This is a genomic window from Variovorax paradoxus, from assembly GCF_029919115.1.
Taxonomy (GTDB): Bacteria; Pseudomonadota; Gammaproteobacteria; order Burkholderiales; family Burkholderiaceae_C; genus Variovorax; species Variovorax paradoxus_O.
The window spans coordinates 630,871-644,957 of the sequence record NZ_CP123990.1 but is presented as its reverse complement, the minus strand read 5'-3'; the positions used below and the strand labels follow the sequence as shown (position 1 = coordinate 644,957).

Genomic DNA, 14,087 nt, shown 5'->3' with positions numbered 1-14,087 from the left:
GGCCGGGGGTTGAGGGACAATTGATCCGTAGCGCCGCACCGGACGGCGTGCTTACCCGTAAACAAATTCCATGAAACGCACCTGGCTGCTCTTTGCCCAAGCCGTGACCGTCCTGCTGGCGGCCTATTTTGTTGTTGCAACGCTCAAGCCCGAGTGGATCAACCGGCGCTCCACATCGCTCGGCGGCGTGGTCTCGATTGTCGAGGCACCGGCCGGTGCGCCGGCGGTGGCGCCCGCCGGCAGCCTGAGCGCAGCCGCCAAGAAAGCGTCTCCGGCGGTGGTGAGCATCAACACCAGCAAGGCGGCGCAGCGCCATCCGCGCAGCAACGACCCGTGGTTCAGGTTTTTCTTCGGCGACCAGGGCGACCAGCCCCAGGTGGGCCTGGGCAGCGGCGTGATCGTGAGCTCGGAGGGTTACATCCTCACCAACAACCACGTGGTCGAGGGCGCGGACGAGATCGAGATCACGCTCAACGACAGCCGCCACACGCGCGCGAAGGTGATCGGCACCGACCCGGACACCGACCTTGCCGTGCTCAAGATCGAAATGGACAAGCTGCCCGCCATCGTGCTGGGCAACTCGGACGACCTGCAGGTGGGCGACCAGGTGCTTGCCATCGGCAACCCGTTCGGCGTGGGCCAGACGGTGACCAGTGGCATCGTCTCGGCGCTGGGGCGCAACCAGCTCGGCATCAACAACTTCGAGAATTTCATCCAGACCGATGCGGCCATCAACCCCGGCAATTCGGGCGGCGCGCTGATCGACGTCAACGGCAACCTGCAGGGCGTCAACACGGCCATCTATTCGCGCTCGGGCGGCAGCATGGGCATCGGCTTCGCCATTCCGGTTTCCATGGCGAAGATCGTGCTCGAAGGCATCGTGAAGGAAGGCCAGGTGCGCCGTGGCTGGATCGGTGTCGAGCCGAACGAACTCTCGCCCGAACTGGCCGAGACCTTCGGCGTGAAGGCGGATACCGGCGTCATCATCACCGGCGTGCTCCAGAACGGGCCCGCGGCCAAGGCCGGCATCCGCCCGGGCGACGTGATCACTTCGGTCGGCGAAAAGAAGACCGACAACGTGCAGGCCCTGCTGACCGCCGTGGCCGGACTGAAGCCGGGCAGCACCGCGCGCTTTGCGCTGCAGCGCGGCACCGACAAGATGGAACTTGACGTGACGCCGGGCCTTCGGCCCAAGAGCCCGGTTCGGCAGGTGCCGAACCAGCCCGAGTAACTGCGGAGGGTTGAGTAGCGACCGATCAGGAAGACGCCGAGGAATCGGCGCTTTCTTCCTCTTCGGACGGCTTCCTGGTGCCGTTTGCGAAGTAGCGCGCGCCGATGATGCCGACCTCGTAGAGCAGGCACATCGGCACCGCCAGCGCGAGCTGCGACACCACGTCCGGCGGCGTGAGCACCGCGGCAATGACGAAGGCCACCACGATGAAGTAGCCGCGGAAGGAGCGCAGCTTTTCGATGGTGACCATTTCGAAGCGCACCAGCAGCATCACGACGATGGGCACCTGGAAGGCGACGCCGAACGCGATGTACAGCGAGAGAATGGCCTCCACGTATGACGAGATGTCAGGCGTGGCATTCACGCTCGGCGGCGTGAATTTCTGAATGAAGCCGAACATCTTGTCGAGCACGAAGAACTGCACAAACGCGATGCCGACATAGGCCAGCAGGCTGCCGAACAAGATCAGCGGTAGCGCGAATTTCTTTTCATGGCTATAGAGCCCCGGCGCCACGAACATCCAGGCCTGGTACATGAGCCAGGGCAGCGCCAGCAGCACGGCCGTCATCATCAGCACCTTGAGCGGCACGAAGAAGGGCGAGAACACGCCCACGGCGATGAGCTTGGCGCCCGGCGGCATGTGGGCCTGGATCGGCATGGCAATAAGGTCGATCAGCCCGGCCGGCCCTGGCCAGATGGCCAGCAGCACGCCCGCGACCACCAGGCCGTAGACGCAATAGAGCAGGCGGTCGCGGAGTTCGACCAGGTGCTGCACGAACGGCTGTTCGGTGCCCGCCAATTCGTCTTCTGCGTCTTTGTTCTTGTTGTCGGAATCGGCCATTGGAAGGAGAAAAGAGCAGGAGAAAGCGTGGCTTCGGCCGGCGTGCGGCGCACGAGGAACGCGGTTGCAAAAGCCGCTAGTTGATCTTGTGGGGACGGAAACGGGCGACGCGGGCGGCACCCGAGAGCGCCTTGGTGCGAACGCCGTTTCGGGCCTTGTACCACTGCGGCGTGGCGCCCTGCTTCAGGCGCCAGTTCTTGCGCGGGTGCCTGTATTCAGGAACCGCGGGCTCGGGTTCGGCCAGCGCCGAGAGGGTTTCGCCAGAGCCGGAGAACTGCTTTTCAAGATCGGTCGCGCCCGTCTGGATGCTGTGCTCGACGTCGCGCGCCGCATCCTCCACGGTGGTTTTCATCTTGCGCAGCTCTTCGAGTTCCATCGAGCGATTGACCTCGGCCTTGACGTCGTTCACGTAACGCTGCGCCTTGCCCAGCAAGGTGCCGACCGTGCGCGCCACCCGGGGCAGCTTTTCCGGCCCGATGACGATCAGCGCCACGACGCCGATCAGCGCCAGCTTCTCAATACCGAGGTCGAGCACTTAAAACCCGCGCTCAGGACTTCTGACGCGCTTCGACGTCGATGGCCGACTTGTCGCTGTTGGCCGGCTGGCCTGTCACCTGGGCAGCGGGGGCCGACGAAGCAGCGGGCGCATCGGAAGAGCCGCCTTCCTTCATGCCGTCCTTGAAGCCCTTGACGGCGCCGCCAAGATCGGAACCCATGTTCCGCAGCTTCTTGGTGCCGAAGATCATGACCACGACGAGCAGCACGATCAGCCAGTGCCAGATTGAAAATGAACCCATGGAAGACTCCTAAGAATGTGTCCGATTTTAGTCGGGCTAAATGTGACAGTTTGGCCTAATGTTCAGCCGCGAAGCCATGGCCGGGGACCGCCCATGACATGGACATGGAGATGGTGAACCTCCTGTCCGCCCTCGGTGCCGGTATTGATGACAACGCGCCAGCCGCCCTCCGGATAAGGCCTGCAGCCCTGCTCCAGGGCCAGCTTGGGGGCCAGCGTCATGATCTTGCCCATCAGCGCGGCGTCGTCGGGCGTGAGTTGCGCCATGGAGGCGATGTGCTTCTTGGGCACCAGCATGAAATGCACCGGCGCCCAGGGCGCGATGTCGTGAAAACCGAACAGTTCGTCGTCTTCGTAGACCTTGCGCGAGGGGATCTTGCCTTCGATGATTTTGCAGAAGACGCAGTTCGGATCAGATGACATCTTTGGGTTCCATGGGACGGCCGTCGTTCATGCGGATCATGCCTTTCACGATCCGGTACAGAAACCACAGCGAAATCAGGCTCCAGGCGATCCAGCCGGGCACCAGAAACAGCAGCCAGAGCCACGACGTGACGATGTACAGCAAGCCGGCCCACAGCACCGACCGGATGCGCCAGCTGAAATGCGAAGCCTGCCAGGTGCCCGCCGCGTCGTCGCGCTTGACGAAGTCGATTACCAGCGCAACCAGCAGGAGCGCCACCGACGCCTGCGCCCCGGGCAGGACGGCGCAAACAGCCACGATCAGGTGCAGGATATAGCTGACCCAGCCCCAGGTCTTGAGGGAGTCGTCGGGTTCCACGTTCACGATGTCGTTGGCCATTGGAGATGTCCTTTCAATCGTCGGATGCTTCGCGGGCCTGCGCCTTGCGCAGGGCTTTTTCCTCGATGCCGCTGGTGCCCTCGCGGCGCTCGAGCTCCGCAACGACCTCGGCGGGCGAGAAACCGTAGTGCGCCAGCGCCACCATGGTGTGGAACCACAAATCGGCCACTTCGTTCACTATTTTTGTGCGATCGCCGCCGTGGTCGGCGTCCTTGGCCGCCATGACCACCTCGGTGGCTTCCTCGCCGATTTTCTTGAGGAAAGCGTCCGGGCCTTTGTGCAGCAGGCGCGCCACGTAGCTTTTTTCGGGGTCGCCGCCGCGGGCCGGGAGCCGGCTTTCGATGACCGAAGCAAGGCGCGCGAGGGCGTCGGAGGTGTTCACTGTGGCCGTCATTTGTAGATCGACTCCGGGTCTTTCAAGACCGGCTCGACGGCGGTCCATTGGCCGTTCTCGTATTTGCTGAAAAAGCAGCTGTGGCGGCCGGTGTGGCAGGCAATGCCCGGCTCATGGCCGAGCTGCGTGACCTTGAGCAGGACCACGTCGTTGTCGCAGTCCAGACGGATTTCATGCACCGTTTGCACGTGGCCCGACTCCTCGCCCTTGAACCACAGCTTGTTGCGCGAGCGGCTGAAATACACGGCGCGGCCAAGCTCGGCGGTCTTTTCGAGCGCCTCGCGGTTCATCCAGGCGAACATCAGCACGTCGTTGCTGCCCTGTTCCTGCGCGATCACGGGCACCAGGCCGTTCGCGTCCCACTTCACTTCGTCAAGCCAATTCATGGAAGGTATTGTCCCACCCCGAGCGGCCTGAAGCGGATCACGTCCGCACGGGAATGCCCCGCGCGGCCATGCGGGCTTTAGCTTCGCCCACGGTGTGCTCGCCGTAGTGAAAGATGCTGGCAGCCAGCACCGCGTCGGCGCCGCCGGTCTGGATGCCATCGGCCAGGTCGTCGAGGTTGCCGACCCCGCCCGACGCAATGACCGGCACATTCACGGCGTCGCTCACCGCGCGGGTGAGTTCGAGGTCGAACCCGCTCTTGGTTCCGTCGCGGTCCATGCTCGTGAGCAGGATTTCGCCGGCGCCCCGGCGCACCATCTCGGTGGCCCACTCGACGGCGTCCAGGCCGGTGTTCTTGCGGCCGCCATGGCTGTACACGTCCCAGCCTGCGCCGCGGGTAACGGCTTCTTCCGCACTGCGGCGCTTGGCATCGATGGCCACCACGATGCACTGCGAGCCGTATTTCTGAGACGCGTCGTTGATGACCTGCGGATCGGCAATGGCGGCCGAATTGAAGCTGGTCTTGTCGGCGCCCGCGTTGAGCAGCCGGCGCACATCGGCCACGGTGCGCACGCCGCCTCCTACGGTCAACGGAATGAAGACCTGCGAGGCGACCGCCTCGATGATCGGCAGGATGAGGTCGCGGCCATCGCTGGTGGCGGTGATGTCGAGAAAGGTGAGCTCGTCGGCGCCCTGCGCGTTGTAGCGCGCTGCAATCTCGACCGGATCGCCGGCATCGCGCAGTTCGAGAAAGTTGACACCCTTGACCACGCGGCCGCCGGTAACGTCGAGACAGGGAATGATGCGTTTTGCGAGCATGGTCGGTCGTAAAGGAAAAATCAGAGTACGCGAAGCTGCTGCCAGCCCTGCCATTGGGCGCCCGGCAAGAGCAGCACCTGCTCGTCGATGCGTGCGGCTTCCACGCACAGCATGTGCCGGTAGCCGTCTTCGGGCATGTCGGCGAGTTTCGCACCAAGCACCGCGCCCGGGTTCCAGACCACGGTTTCGCTGCAGCTCGCGCTTTGCGTAATCTCGAGAGTGCCGTCCGGCTGCACCAGGTGCAGCGGTTTGGCGGGAGCGGCGTAGACGCTGTCGAACTCGGCCTCGAAGCGCAGTGCGGGCGCCGTTTCCACGTGGCGGTCGTCGCGCAGCGAATCCCAGCGGTTGGCGCCCTGCAGCCCCTCCAGCCGCACGTCTGCAATATTGCCGACACGCAAATAGGTATGTAACGCCGCTGCAAAGCTGAATGGCGCATGATCGACATTGAGCAGCGTGAGAGCGGTGCGCAGCTTGCCCGGGGCCATGCTGATCTGCAGGCGTGCCTCGAAAGCGTGCGGCCAGAGCTTGCGGGTGGCCTCGCTGTCGCGCAGCCGCAAGGTCAGTTCGCCCGATGCAGCGTCGACGCCACGGTTTTCCCAAGGCAGATTTCGCATGAAGCCATGCTTGGGCAACATGCCGCGCTGGTTGAATTGAGGGCAGCAAATGGGTACCCCGCCGCGGATTGCGGCCGCTCCGTCGAACACGGCGCGCGGGCTCAGGTAGAGCCGTTCGGCGCTATCCGCCGTGGTCCAGGAAAGCAGCTGCGCCCCGTGCAGGGACACGGTGAAAGCACTGCCGTCGGCGCCGGCGGCGCGAAGCGCCGGCTGGCCGCGAAACTCGATCGGATTGATGTCCATGCCGGAATTGTAGGCAGCGAAATTCCCGCCCACGAAACCGGCACTGGACACTTAAGACCTCATCAGGGCAGTGGTGGTGCTGGTTGCACGCAAGGGGTCTTCTTGGATACCCTTTTGCCGGCCGCACACAGCACAGACGCCGGCAGGTCCGCGCGCACCTCCAAAACCATACATAACCATAGAGAAACGCATGAAGAAAAAACTGCCGTCCGCCATCTGGATCCTGGTTGCCATGGTGCTCGGCATTTTTGTCGGCTACATGATCTTCACGAGCTTCCCGGACAAGAAAGCCGCAGCGCAGATTGCAGGCTACGTGTCGATCGTGTCGGACGTATTTCTGCGCCTCATCAAGATGCTGATCGGCCCGCTCGTGTTCTCCACGCTGGTGGTGGGCATTGCGCACATGGGCGACGCCAAGTCGGTGGGCCGCGTGTTCGGCAAGTCGCTCGGCTGGTTCTTCACCGCCTCGCTGATCTCGCTGGTGATCGGGCTCGTGATGGCCAACGTTCTGAAGCCGGGCGAGAACCTCGGCCTGCCGTTGCCGGACATCGGCGCTTCGGCCAACCTGGCCACCGCCAAGTTCACGCTCAAGGATTTCGTGAGCCACATGGTGCCCAAGTCTTTTGCCGAGGCCATGGCCAACAACGAGATCCTGCAGATCGTGGTGTTCTCGATGTTCTTCGGCGTTGCGCTGGCGTCGCTCGGAGACAAGGCCAAGACGCTGGTGGCCGCCATCGACGAGCTTTCGCATGCCATGCTCAAGATCACGGGTTATGTGATGAAGCTGGCACCCCTTGCGGTCATGGCTGCCATGGCCGCCACCGTTGCAACGAACGGCCTGGGCATCCTGCTCAAGTTTGCGGTCTTCATGGGCGACTTCTACCTGGGCCTTTTCGTGCTGTGGGGCGTGCTGATCCTCGCGGGCCTCACGTTCCTCGGCCCGCGCGTGTTCAAGCTGATGGTCCTCATCAAGGAAGCCTTTCTGCTCTCGTTTGCCACTGCCAGTTCGGAGGCGGCCTACCCCAAGATCCTGCAGGCGCTCGACCGTTTCGGCGTGAAACGCAAGATCTCGAGCTTCGTGATGCCCATGGGCTATTCGTTCAACCTCGACGGTTCGATGATGTATTGCACCTTTGCGGTGCTCTTCATTGCACAGGCCTACAACATTCACATGCCGCTCAGCACGCAGATCACCATGCTGCTGATCCTGATGCTCACTTCCAAGGGCATGGCCGGCGTACCGCGCGCCTCGCTGGTGGTCATTGCGGCCACGCTCAACCACTTCGACATTCCGGAAGCCGGCCTGCTGCTGATCTTGGGCGTGGACACTTTCCTGGACATGGGGCGCTCGGCTACCAACGCGGTGGGCAACTCCATCGCCACCGCCGTGGTTGCCAAGTGGGAGGGCGAGCTGCTCTCGGAAAGCGACGCAGCAGCCAATGCCAAGACCCTGGACGAGGAAGCCGCCGCTACCCTTGCCCACCCCGCTCACGCGTGAGGCCCGCCATGAAGCCCAAGGCCATGCTGCCGGTTTTCATTGCCGGCCTGCTGGCGGTTGTTGCCCTTGCCACGGCGGCCGCCGCGCGGGCGCAAGAAGCTCCTGCGATGCTGACCGGCACCCTCGCCAAAGCACGCGGGAGCGGCGCCATCACCATTGGCTACCGCGAGTCTTCGGTGCCGTTTTCGTTTCTCAATGCACGCCAGGAACCGGTCGGCTATTCAATCGAGCTCTGCCGAGAGTTGGTTACGGCCATTGAGGAGGCGGTGAACAGGAGCCTCGTGGTCAAGTGGGTGCCGGTGACTTCCGATTCCCGCATCGAAGCGGTCGAACGCGGCACGGTCGACCTCGAATGCGGCTCGACCACCAACAACCTCGAGCGCCAGAAGCGCGTGAGCTTTTCGCCCACGATTTTCGTCTCGGGCACCAAGGTGCTGGTGAAGAAGGGCTCGCCGATCAAGTCGTTTCGCGACCTGGCCGGCAAACGGGTGGCTGTGACCGCCGGCACCACCAATGAAAAGACGCTGCGCGAGCTTTCGCAGAAGTTCAAGCTCGGCATCGACCTGCAGGTGGCGCGCGACCATGCCGATTCGTTCGGGCTTGTGAAGAGCGGCCAGGCCGACGCCTTCGCCACCGACGACGTTCTGCTCTACGGACTGATTGCCCGGGACGCCGCCAAGGCCGACTACGAGGTGGTGGGCGACTACCTCTCCTACGACCCCTACGGCATCATGTACCGCAAGGGCGATGCACAGCTGGGCAAGGTGATCAACGACGCCTTCCAGGTGCTGGCGCAGGACGGCGAGATCGAGCGCCAGTACAAGCGCTGGTTCCTGCGCAAGCTGCCCACGGGAGAAAGCATCAACCTGCCGATGAGCGCGCAGCTGGAGGCGATCATCCAGACGATGGCGGTGAAGGCGGAATAGCCAGGCCCGCGCTCACCGCGCAGGCCACGCCCAATGCGGGATCCCGCTCATGTCGAGATTGGCGATGCGGGTTTCGCCGAAGCGCTTTTCGAGCACCACCGATTGCAGGTCTTCGCTGTCTTCGAGCGCGGCGATCAGCCGCGGGGCATGCGACACGACGATGATCTGCGACTCGCGCGCGGCCTGCGCGATCAGCCGCCCGAGCGCGGGCAACAGGTCGGGATGCAGGCTGGTCTCGGGCTCATTGAGCACCAACAGCGCCGGTGGCCGGGGCGTCAGCAGCGCGGCAATCCAGAGCAGGTAGCGCAGGGTGCCGTCCGAGAGCTCCGCCGCCGTCAACGGCCGCAGCAGGCCGTGCTGGTGCATCAGCGTTTCGAAGCGCTCTTCGTTCACCCGCACCTGGATGCGGGCGCCGGGGAACGCGTCGTCCACGGCACGGTCGAGTGCATCGCTGTCGCCAATCTCGCGGATGGTCTGCAGCGCGGCGGCCAGGTCGGCGCCGTCGTTGGCGAGCACCGGTGTGTAGGTGCCGATCTGCAGCTGGCGCGAGGGCGCATCGGCGTCGGAGCGGAAGTGGTCGTAGAAGCGCCAGGACCGCATCTGCTCGCGCAGCGTGAGCATCTCGGGTGCGGCATGCGGATCGGCGTACTCGGTCATCATGCTGGCGAACTGGGCGATGGGCCGGCCCACCGCGTCCCAGCTTCCGCTGCGCTCGCCGCGCAGCCGCAGCGATGCGCCCTTGCGGTCGACCAGTTGCGTGGCGGGCCGCAGCACCGGGCCGCTCCAGATGGCCTCGCGCTTGATTTCGGGATCGCGTGAAAAAGCCGTGGGCGGAACGGGCGGTGGCAGGCCGATGTCGATGGCGTAGCCAAAGTCGCTCGCTTCAACGCCCGAGAACCCGAGCCGCAGGTTCACCGGCTCGCTGCGCACGGTGCCCTGCACCGGGACATCGCCGCGCAGCATGGCGGCTGAAAAGCGCTCAGGCCCTGCCCAAAGTGTGGAAGAAAGCCCGCCTTCGCGCACCAGCGAGCGGATGACGCCGCCGTTGGCAATGTCGGCCAAAAGCCGCATCGCACGGTACACGCTGGATTTGCCGCTGCCGTTGGGCCCCGTGACCACGGTGAGCCGGCCGAGCGGCACCGTCAGCTGGCGCAGCGACCGGTAGTTGGCAATGGCGAGCGCGGAGAGCACGCCGCGCTACGCAGGAGGCCTCAGACGCCCGCGAGTTCGTCCGCGCGGGCTTGCGCGGCGGCGAAATCGAGGTCGCCCGAATAAATGGCGCGGCCGCAGATCACGCCTTCGACGCCTTCGGACTCGACCGCGCAAAGCTGGTCGATGTCGGCCATGTTCGACAAGCCGCCCGAGGCAATCACCGGAATGGTCAGCGCCTGAGCCAGCTTGACGGTGGCATCGATGTTGATGCCCGAAAGCATGCCGTCGCGGCCGATGTCGGTGTAGATGATCGATTCGACGCCGTAGTCCTCGAACTTCTTGCCCAGGTCGGCCACCTCGTGGCCCGTGAGCTTGCTCCAGCCGTCGGTGGCAACCTTGCCGTCCTTGGCGTCGAGCCCCACGATGATGTGGCCGCCGAAGGCGACGCAGGCGTCCTTGAGAAAGCCGGGGTTCTTGACCGCGGCGGTGCCGATGATCACGTAGCGCAGGCCGTCGTCGATGTAGCGCTCGATGGTGTCCAGGTCGCGGATGCCGCCGCCCAACTGCACCGGGATGTCGTCGCCCACCTCGCGCAAGATTGCCTTGATCGCCGCATGGTTCTGCGGCTTTCCAGCGAAGGCACCATTCAAATCGACCAAATGCAGCCGCCGCGCGCCCGCCTCGACCCACTTGCGCGCCATGGCGGCGGGGTCTTCGCTGAAGATGGTGGACTGGTCCATGTCGCCCTGTTTGAGGCGAACGCAGTGGCCGTCTTTGAGATCAATGGCGGGAATGAGGAGCATGGAAGTGACGCGAGTGTGCGGAATCCGGGCTGAGGAAGGTTCGGCCCGGTCGGAAATATAAGGTCAGGGATTCCAGTGGAGGAAATTTCGGTACAGCTGCAACCCGTGGTCCGCACTCTTCTCCGGGTGGAACTGGGTGGCAAAAATGTTATCGCGTGCGATGGCTGCGGTAAAGCATGCCCCGTAATCTGCCTCGCCCACGCTGTGCCGGGCGTCCGCTGGCCGCGCGTAGAAGCTGTGCACGAAATAGAAGTAGCTCTGGTCGGGAATGCCCGCCCACACGGCGTGCGGCTGGGCCTGGCGCACCTGGTTCCAGCCCATCTGAGGCACTTTGAAGCGGCTGCCGTCGGGCTGCAGGCGGCCGGCAAGGTCGAACTTGACGACCTCGCCGGGAATCAGGCCCAGGCCATCTGTCGGCCCTTCGTCGCTGCGCGACAGCATCATTTGCATGCCCACGCATACGCCGAAGAGCGGCTTGTTCGCCGCGGCCTCGAGCACCGATTCCTGCAGCCCGGAATCGCGCAGTTCGCGCATGCAGTCGGGCATGGCGCCCTGCCCCGGCAGCACCACGCGGGTGGCCCTGCGCACCACCTCGGGATCGGAAGTGACGAAAACCTCGACGCCCACCTGGTCGGCCGCATGCCGCACGGCCTGCGACACCGAATGCAGGTTGCCCATGCCGTAGTCGACGACCGCGACGGTATTTGCTACAGATTTCATAGCTGTTCGCTGGAAGATTTCAGAGCGAACCCTTGGTCGAGGGAATGACGCCCACGGAACGCGGATCGAGCTCGAGCGCGCCGCGCATTGCGCGCGCAAAGGCCTTGAACACCGTCTCGCACTGGTGATGCGCGTTCACGCCCTTCAGGTTGTCGATGTGCAGCGTAACGAAGGCGTGGTTGACGAAGCCCTGAAAGAACTCGTAGGTGAGCTGGCTGTCGAAGGTGCCGATCATGCCGCTGGTGAACGGCACGTGCATCACCAGCCCAGGGCGGCCCGAAAAGTCGATGACCACGCGGCTCAGCGCTTCGTCCAGCGGCACATAGGCATGCCCGTAGCGGCGAATGCCCTTCTTGTCGCCCACGGCCTTGGCAACCGCCTGGCCGAGGGTAATGCCCACGTCTTCCACCGTGTGGTGGCCGTCGATGTGCAGGTCGCCCTGGCAGTCGATGTCGAGGTCGATCAAGCCGTGGCGGGCGATCTGGTCGAGCATGTGGTCGAAAAAGCCGATGCCGGTGGAGAGCTTGGCCTTGCCGGTGCCGTCGAGGTTGACGCTGACGGTGATCTTGGTTTCGGCGGTGTTGCGGGTGACCGATGCGGTGCGCGCGGCGGTGCCCGTGTCGGCTGTTTGGGGGGTGGTCATAGTGAGGCTTCGAGTGCCGCGAGCATCCGCGCATTCTCGTCGGACGTTCCGACGGTGAGGCGCAGGCAATTTGCGAGCAGTTCGTGCATTTTAGAAACGTTCTTCACCAGAATCCCGCGGGCCTTCATGCCCTCGAAGGTCTTGGCGGCATCGGGCACCCGCACGAGGATCATGTTGGCGTCGCTCGGCCACGTCTTCACGCCCGCGAGCCGGCCGAGCCCCATCATGAGGCGGTGGCGTTCCTCGCGAATTTGCCGGGCCTGGGCCTCGAACACTTCGGCATGCTCGAGCGCGAACAGCGCGCATTCGCAGTTGAGCACGCTGATGTTGTAGGGCGGGCGCACCTTGTCGATCTGCGCGATCAGCTCGGCCGGCCCCATGAGGTAGCCGAGGCGGATGCCCGCCAAGCCGAACTTGCTGAGCGTGCGCATCAGCAGCACATGGCCATGCCGCGCAATGCGGTCGATATAGCTCTTGGCGGCAAACGGCTGGTAGGCCTCGTCGATCACCACCAGGCCGCCCTGCGCGCCCTGGGCCTCGACGACCTTTTCGATGACCGCATCGTCCCAGAGGTTGGCGGTGGGGTTGTTCGGATACGCCAGGTACACGATGGCCGGCTTCTCGCGCGCGATGGCAGCGAGCATCGCCGCCTCGTCGAGCTCGAAATCGGCCGTGAGCGGCACGCCGGCGAAGCGCAGGCCCTGCAACTGGGCACTCATGGCGTACATCACGAAGCCGGGCACGGGCGCAAGCAACGTGGCGCCCGGCACATCGCAGGCAATGGCCAGAAGCGAAATCAACTCGTCGGAGCCGTTACCCAGCATCAGCGCAAAGCCTTCAGGCATGTGCGCATGCGCGGCCAGCGCGCGCTGCAGGTCGCCGCCCCGCTCGCCGGGGTAGCGATTGAGCGCCAAGGCGCCGAGCCGTGCGCCAAGCTCGGCCTGCAATGCAGGCGTCAGGCCGAACGGGTTCTCCATGGCGTCGAGCTTGACGAAGCCGCGCGCGTCCTGCACCGCATAGGCATGCATGGACTGCACGTCGGAGCGGATGCGGTCGATCGGGCGGGCGGTAGGCGAAGTGGTCATCGGGTGCAGCGGTAGCTGTTCTTGAGGGCGCCGGACATCACCAGTTGCACGGGCATGTCGGCTTCATAGCTGTCGGCGTTGCGGGTCAGCTCGGTTTGATAGAGGGAGCGCGCCATCGACGGCTCGAGGCGGCGGCCTTCAACGCAGAAGATGGGCTTTTGCCCGTTGCGCTGCGACGCCTCCACGCCTTCGCGCAGGCCTTCGAGCACGCCGACGAGGTAATAGCTCGCGTAGGCCTTGCCGTCTTTCTCGTTGGCTTCGAGCGTGCGCAATTCGCGGATGCTCATGGCCTGCGCGCCAGCAGCGGCCGCCAGTGCGAGCAACAGCACCGAAAGGCGCGGCAGCAGCAGGACGGCGGCACGGCTCATGTCGTTACTTGCGGTAGCGCGGCGGCGGCGCGTACGCCTCGTCTGCCGGGAAAGCGCTAGGCTGCACTGGCGCGGCATTGCGGCGCGGACGGCGTTGTGCCTCCGGCTGCTCGAGCTCGAACAGCGCAGCGCCGATCACGCCGATGTTGCGTACGTCGCCCGCTTCGGTGTTTGCCGCATAGGCGCGGCCCGGGGCGGCGAAACGGAAGGCCGCCACCTCGCTCTGGCTCTTGCGGAAGCCCTCGATGTCGAGCACCTGCTGCGGGCCCAGCACATAGCCGCCGTTGCGCAGGCTGCCGGGCTTGCCGTTCAGCACGTCGAGGCCGTCGACGGTAGCGATCACTTCGTAGCTTCGGTCGCTCAGGTTGCGAAAGCGCAGCGTATAGCGCGCACCTTCGATGCCCGCGAGCCGGAACATGTCGCTGCTGCGGCGTGCGCGCTGCATCGGCAGGGGACGGCCGTTTTCGTCGAGCACCGACCATTCGACATCGCCCTGGGCCAATTGCAGGTTGAGCCGGCGCTCGGGGTTGTTGCCGGCCTCGCGCCGCACGGTGGAGGCCTCGTTGTAGCCCAGCAAGGCCACTTCGTCAGGCTGCGCCGACAGCCGCTTCGCATTGACCGTGCGTGTCTTCGATTCGATGCCCTCGCCCCACTGGGTGCCAAGCTGTGCGGGTGCGGCAGCGGCGGCGGCGCTGGGAGTTGCGGACAAGGCGGCCGACTCGTTGCGCGGTGCCTGCGGGATTTGGCTGCAGGCGACGAGCAAGCCCG

Annotated in this window: 19 protein-coding genes; 3 read left to right on the top strand and 16 right to left on the bottom strand. The window is 64.7% G+C overall.

The annotated features are described in order from the left end of the window. The first annotated feature begins 70 nt into the window (after positions 1 to 70). Entirely contained in the window at positions 71 to 1,231 is a 1,161-nt protein-coding gene (locus QHG62_RS03025; protein ID WP_281149351.1) for a S1C family serine protease, read from the top strand. Between the two features lie 25 nt (positions 1,232 to 1,256). On the opposite strand, the gene tatC is transcribed toward QHG62_RS03025, so the two are convergent. The 9 genes from tatC to QHG62_RS02980 all read right to left on the bottom strand — a co-directional run bounded on the left by tatC (position 1,257) and on the right by QHG62_RS02980 (position 6,124). After that, entirely contained in the window at positions 1,257 to 2,072 is an 816-nt protein-coding gene (gene tatC / locus QHG62_RS03020; protein WP_281149350.1) for a twin-arginine translocase subunit TatC, read from the bottom strand. 76 nt (positions 2,073 to 2,148) lie between these two features. Then, complete coding sequence (tatB, locus tag QHG62_RS03015; protein WP_281149349.1) at positions 2,149 to 2,607, bottom strand: Sec-independent protein translocase protein TatB; 459 nt, start codon at positions 2,605 to 2,607, stop codon at positions 2,149 to 2,151. 13 nt (positions 2,608 to 2,620) lie between these two features. Further along, positions 2,621 to 2,869, bottom strand: coding sequence for a Sec-independent protein translocase subunit TatA (gene tatA / locus QHG62_RS03010; protein WP_157612539.1), 249 nt, complete (start codon positions 2,867 to 2,869; stop codon positions 2,621 to 2,623). Positions 2,870 to 2,931: 62 nt separating this feature from the next. Further along, entirely contained in the window at positions 2,932 to 3,291 is a 360-nt protein-coding gene (locus QHG62_RS03005; RefSeq protein WP_281149347.1) for a histidine triad nucleotide-binding protein, read from the bottom strand. Next, entirely contained in the window at positions 3,281 to 3,670 is a 390-nt protein-coding gene (locus tag QHG62_RS03000; RefSeq protein WP_281149346.1) for a DUF4870 family protein, read from the bottom strand. Before QHG62_RS03000 ends, QHG62_RS03005 begins: the two co-directional genes overlap by 11 nt. A gap of 13 nt (positions 3,671 to 3,683) precedes the next feature. Next, positions 3,684 to 4,064, bottom strand: coding sequence for a phosphoribosyl-ATP diphosphatase (locus QHG62_RS02995; protein WP_281149345.1), 381 nt, complete (start codon positions 4,062 to 4,064; stop codon positions 3,684 to 3,686). Continuing rightward, positions 4,061 to 4,459 carry a phosphoribosyl-AMP cyclohydrolase gene (hisI, locus tag QHG62_RS02990; RefSeq protein ID WP_281151484.1) on the bottom strand — a complete coding sequence of 133 codons (399 nt, stop codon included), beginning with the start codon at positions 4,457 to 4,459 and terminating at the stop codon, positions 4,061 to 4,063. The genes QHG62_RS02995 and hisI overlap by 4 nt, the downstream gene beginning before the upstream one ends. A gap of 28 nt (positions 4,460 to 4,487) precedes the next feature. Further along, positions 4,488 to 5,267, bottom strand: coding sequence for an imidazole glycerol phosphate synthase subunit HisF (hisF, locus tag QHG62_RS02985; RefSeq protein ID WP_281149344.1), 780 nt, complete (start codon positions 5,265 to 5,267; stop codon positions 4,488 to 4,490). 20 nt (positions 5,268 to 5,287) lie between these two features. After that, complete coding sequence (locus QHG62_RS02980) at positions 5,288 to 6,124, bottom strand: D-hexose-6-phosphate mutarotase (protein WP_281149343.1); 837 nt, start codon at positions 6,122 to 6,124, stop codon at positions 5,288 to 5,290. Between the two features lie 190 nt (positions 6,125 to 6,314). Here QHG62_RS02980 and QHG62_RS02975 point away from each other — a divergent pair, with 190 nt between their 5' ends. Both QHG62_RS02975 and QHG62_RS02970 read left to right on the top strand, forming a co-directional pair. Then, on the top strand, positions 6,315 to 7,622 hold the full coding sequence (locus QHG62_RS02975) for a dicarboxylate/amino acid:cation symporter (RefSeq protein ID WP_281149342.1): 1,308 nt from the start codon (positions 6,315 to 6,317) through the stop codon (positions 7,620 to 7,622). Between the two features lie 8 nt (positions 7,623 to 7,630). After that, a complete protein-coding gene (locus QHG62_RS02970; protein ID WP_281149341.1) occupies positions 7,631 to 8,548 on the top strand; it encodes an amino acid ABC transporter substrate-binding protein in 918 nt (305 codons plus the stop codon). 12 nt (positions 8,549 to 8,560) lie between these two features. Here QHG62_RS02970 and QHG62_RS02965 read toward each other — a convergent pair whose 3' ends face one another. The 7 genes from QHG62_RS02965 to QHG62_RS02935 all read right to left on the bottom strand — a co-directional run bounded on the left by QHG62_RS02965 (position 8,561) and on the right by QHG62_RS02935 (position 14,028). Further along, a complete protein-coding gene (locus QHG62_RS02965) occupies positions 8,561 to 9,739 on the bottom strand; it encodes an AAA family ATPase (protein ID WP_281149340.1) in 1,179 nt (392 codons plus the stop codon). 20 nt (positions 9,740 to 9,759) lie between these two features. Beyond that, a complete protein-coding gene (hisA, locus tag QHG62_RS02960; protein WP_126745541.1) occupies positions 9,760 to 10,503 on the bottom strand; it encodes a 1-(5-phosphoribosyl)-5-[(5-phosphoribosylamino)methylideneamino]imidazole-4-carboxamide isomerase in 744 nt (247 codons plus the stop codon). Positions 10,504 to 10,566: 63 nt separating this feature from the next. Further along, positions 10,567 to 11,223, bottom strand: coding sequence for an imidazole glycerol phosphate synthase subunit HisH (hisH, locus tag QHG62_RS02955; protein ID WP_281149339.1), 657 nt, complete (start codon positions 11,221 to 11,223; stop codon positions 10,567 to 10,569). Between the two features lie 19 nt (positions 11,224 to 11,242). After that, the gene (gene hisB, locus QHG62_RS02950) at positions 11,243 to 11,866 is read right to left on the bottom strand and encodes an imidazoleglycerol-phosphate dehydratase HisB (protein ID WP_281149338.1); all 624 of its coding nucleotides are present in this window, start codon (positions 11,864 to 11,866) and stop codon (positions 11,243 to 11,245) included. Continuing rightward, positions 11,863 to 12,951 (bottom strand): histidinol-phosphate transaminase, encoded by a 1,089-nt coding sequence (gene hisC, locus QHG62_RS02945; protein WP_281149337.1) that lies wholly within the window; start codon positions 12,949 to 12,951, stop codon positions 11,863 to 11,865. Before hisC ends, hisB begins: the two co-directional genes overlap by 4 nt. Then, entirely contained in the window at positions 12,948 to 13,319 is a 372-nt protein-coding gene (locus QHG62_RS02940; RefSeq protein WP_281149336.1) for a hypothetical protein, read from the bottom strand. The genes hisC and QHG62_RS02940 overlap by 4 nt, the downstream gene beginning before the upstream one ends. A 4-nt stretch (positions 13,320 to 13,323) precedes the next feature. Next, the gene (locus tag QHG62_RS02935) at positions 13,324 to 14,028 is read right to left on the bottom strand and encodes a hypothetical protein (RefSeq protein ID WP_281149335.1); all 705 of its coding nucleotides are present in this window, start codon (positions 14,026 to 14,028) and stop codon (positions 13,324 to 13,326) included. Positions 14,029 to 14,087: the final 59 nt, after the last annotated feature.

Coding starts and splice junctions, on each gene's coding strand:
- QHG62_RS03025 (WP_281149351.1), top strand. CDS start 71: ATGAAACGCACCTGGCTGCTCTTTGCCCAAGCCGTGACCGTCCTGCTG.
- QHG62_RS02980 (WP_281149343.1), bottom strand. CDS start 6,124: ATGGACATCAATCCGATCGAGTTTCGCGGCCAGCCGGCGCTTCGCGCC.
- hisC (WP_281149337.1), bottom strand. CDS start 12,951: ATGACCACTTCGCCTACCGCCCGCCCGATCGACCGCATCCGCTCCGAC.
- QHG62_RS03000 (WP_281149346.1), bottom strand. CDS start 3,670: ATGGCCAACGACATCGTGAACGTGGAACCCGACGACTCCCTCAAGACC.
- hisF (WP_281149344.1), bottom strand. CDS start 5,267: ATGCTCGCAAAACGCATCATTCCCTGTCTCGACGTTACCGGCGGCCGC.
- QHG62_RS02995 (WP_281149345.1), bottom strand. CDS start 4,064: ATGACGGCCACAGTGAACACCTCCGACGCCCTCGCGCGCCTTGCTTCG.
- hisA (WP_126745541.1), bottom strand. CDS start 10,503: ATGCTCCTCATTCCCGCCATTGATCTCAAAGACGGCCACTGCGTTCGC.
- tatC (WP_281149350.1), bottom strand. CDS start 2,072: ATGGCCGATTCCGACAACAAGAACAAAGACGCAGAAGACGAATTGGCG.
- QHG62_RS02975 (WP_281149342.1), top strand. CDS start 6,315: ATGAAGAAAAAACTGCCGTCCGCCATCTGGATCCTGGTTGCCATGGTG.
- QHG62_RS02940 (WP_281149336.1), bottom strand. CDS start 13,319: ATGAGCCGTGCCGCCGTCCTGCTGCTGCCGCGCCTTTCGGTGCTGTTG.
- hisH (WP_281149339.1), bottom strand. CDS start 11,223: ATGAAATCTGTAGCAAATACCGTCGCGGTCGTCGACTACGGCATGGGC.
- QHG62_RS02970 (WP_281149341.1), top strand. CDS start 7,631: ATGAAGCCCAAGGCCATGCTGCCGGTTTTCATTGCCGGCCTGCTGGCG.
- tatA (WP_157612539.1), bottom strand. CDS start 2,869: ATGGGTTCATTTTCAATCTGGCACTGGCTGATCGTGCTGCTCGTCGTG.
- QHG62_RS03005 (WP_281149347.1), bottom strand. CDS start 3,291: ATGTCATCTGATCCGAACTGCGTCTTCTGCAAAATCATCGAAGGCAAG.
- hisB (WP_281149338.1), bottom strand. CDS start 11,866: ATGACCACCCCCCAAACAGCCGACACGGGCACCGCCGCGCGCACCGCA.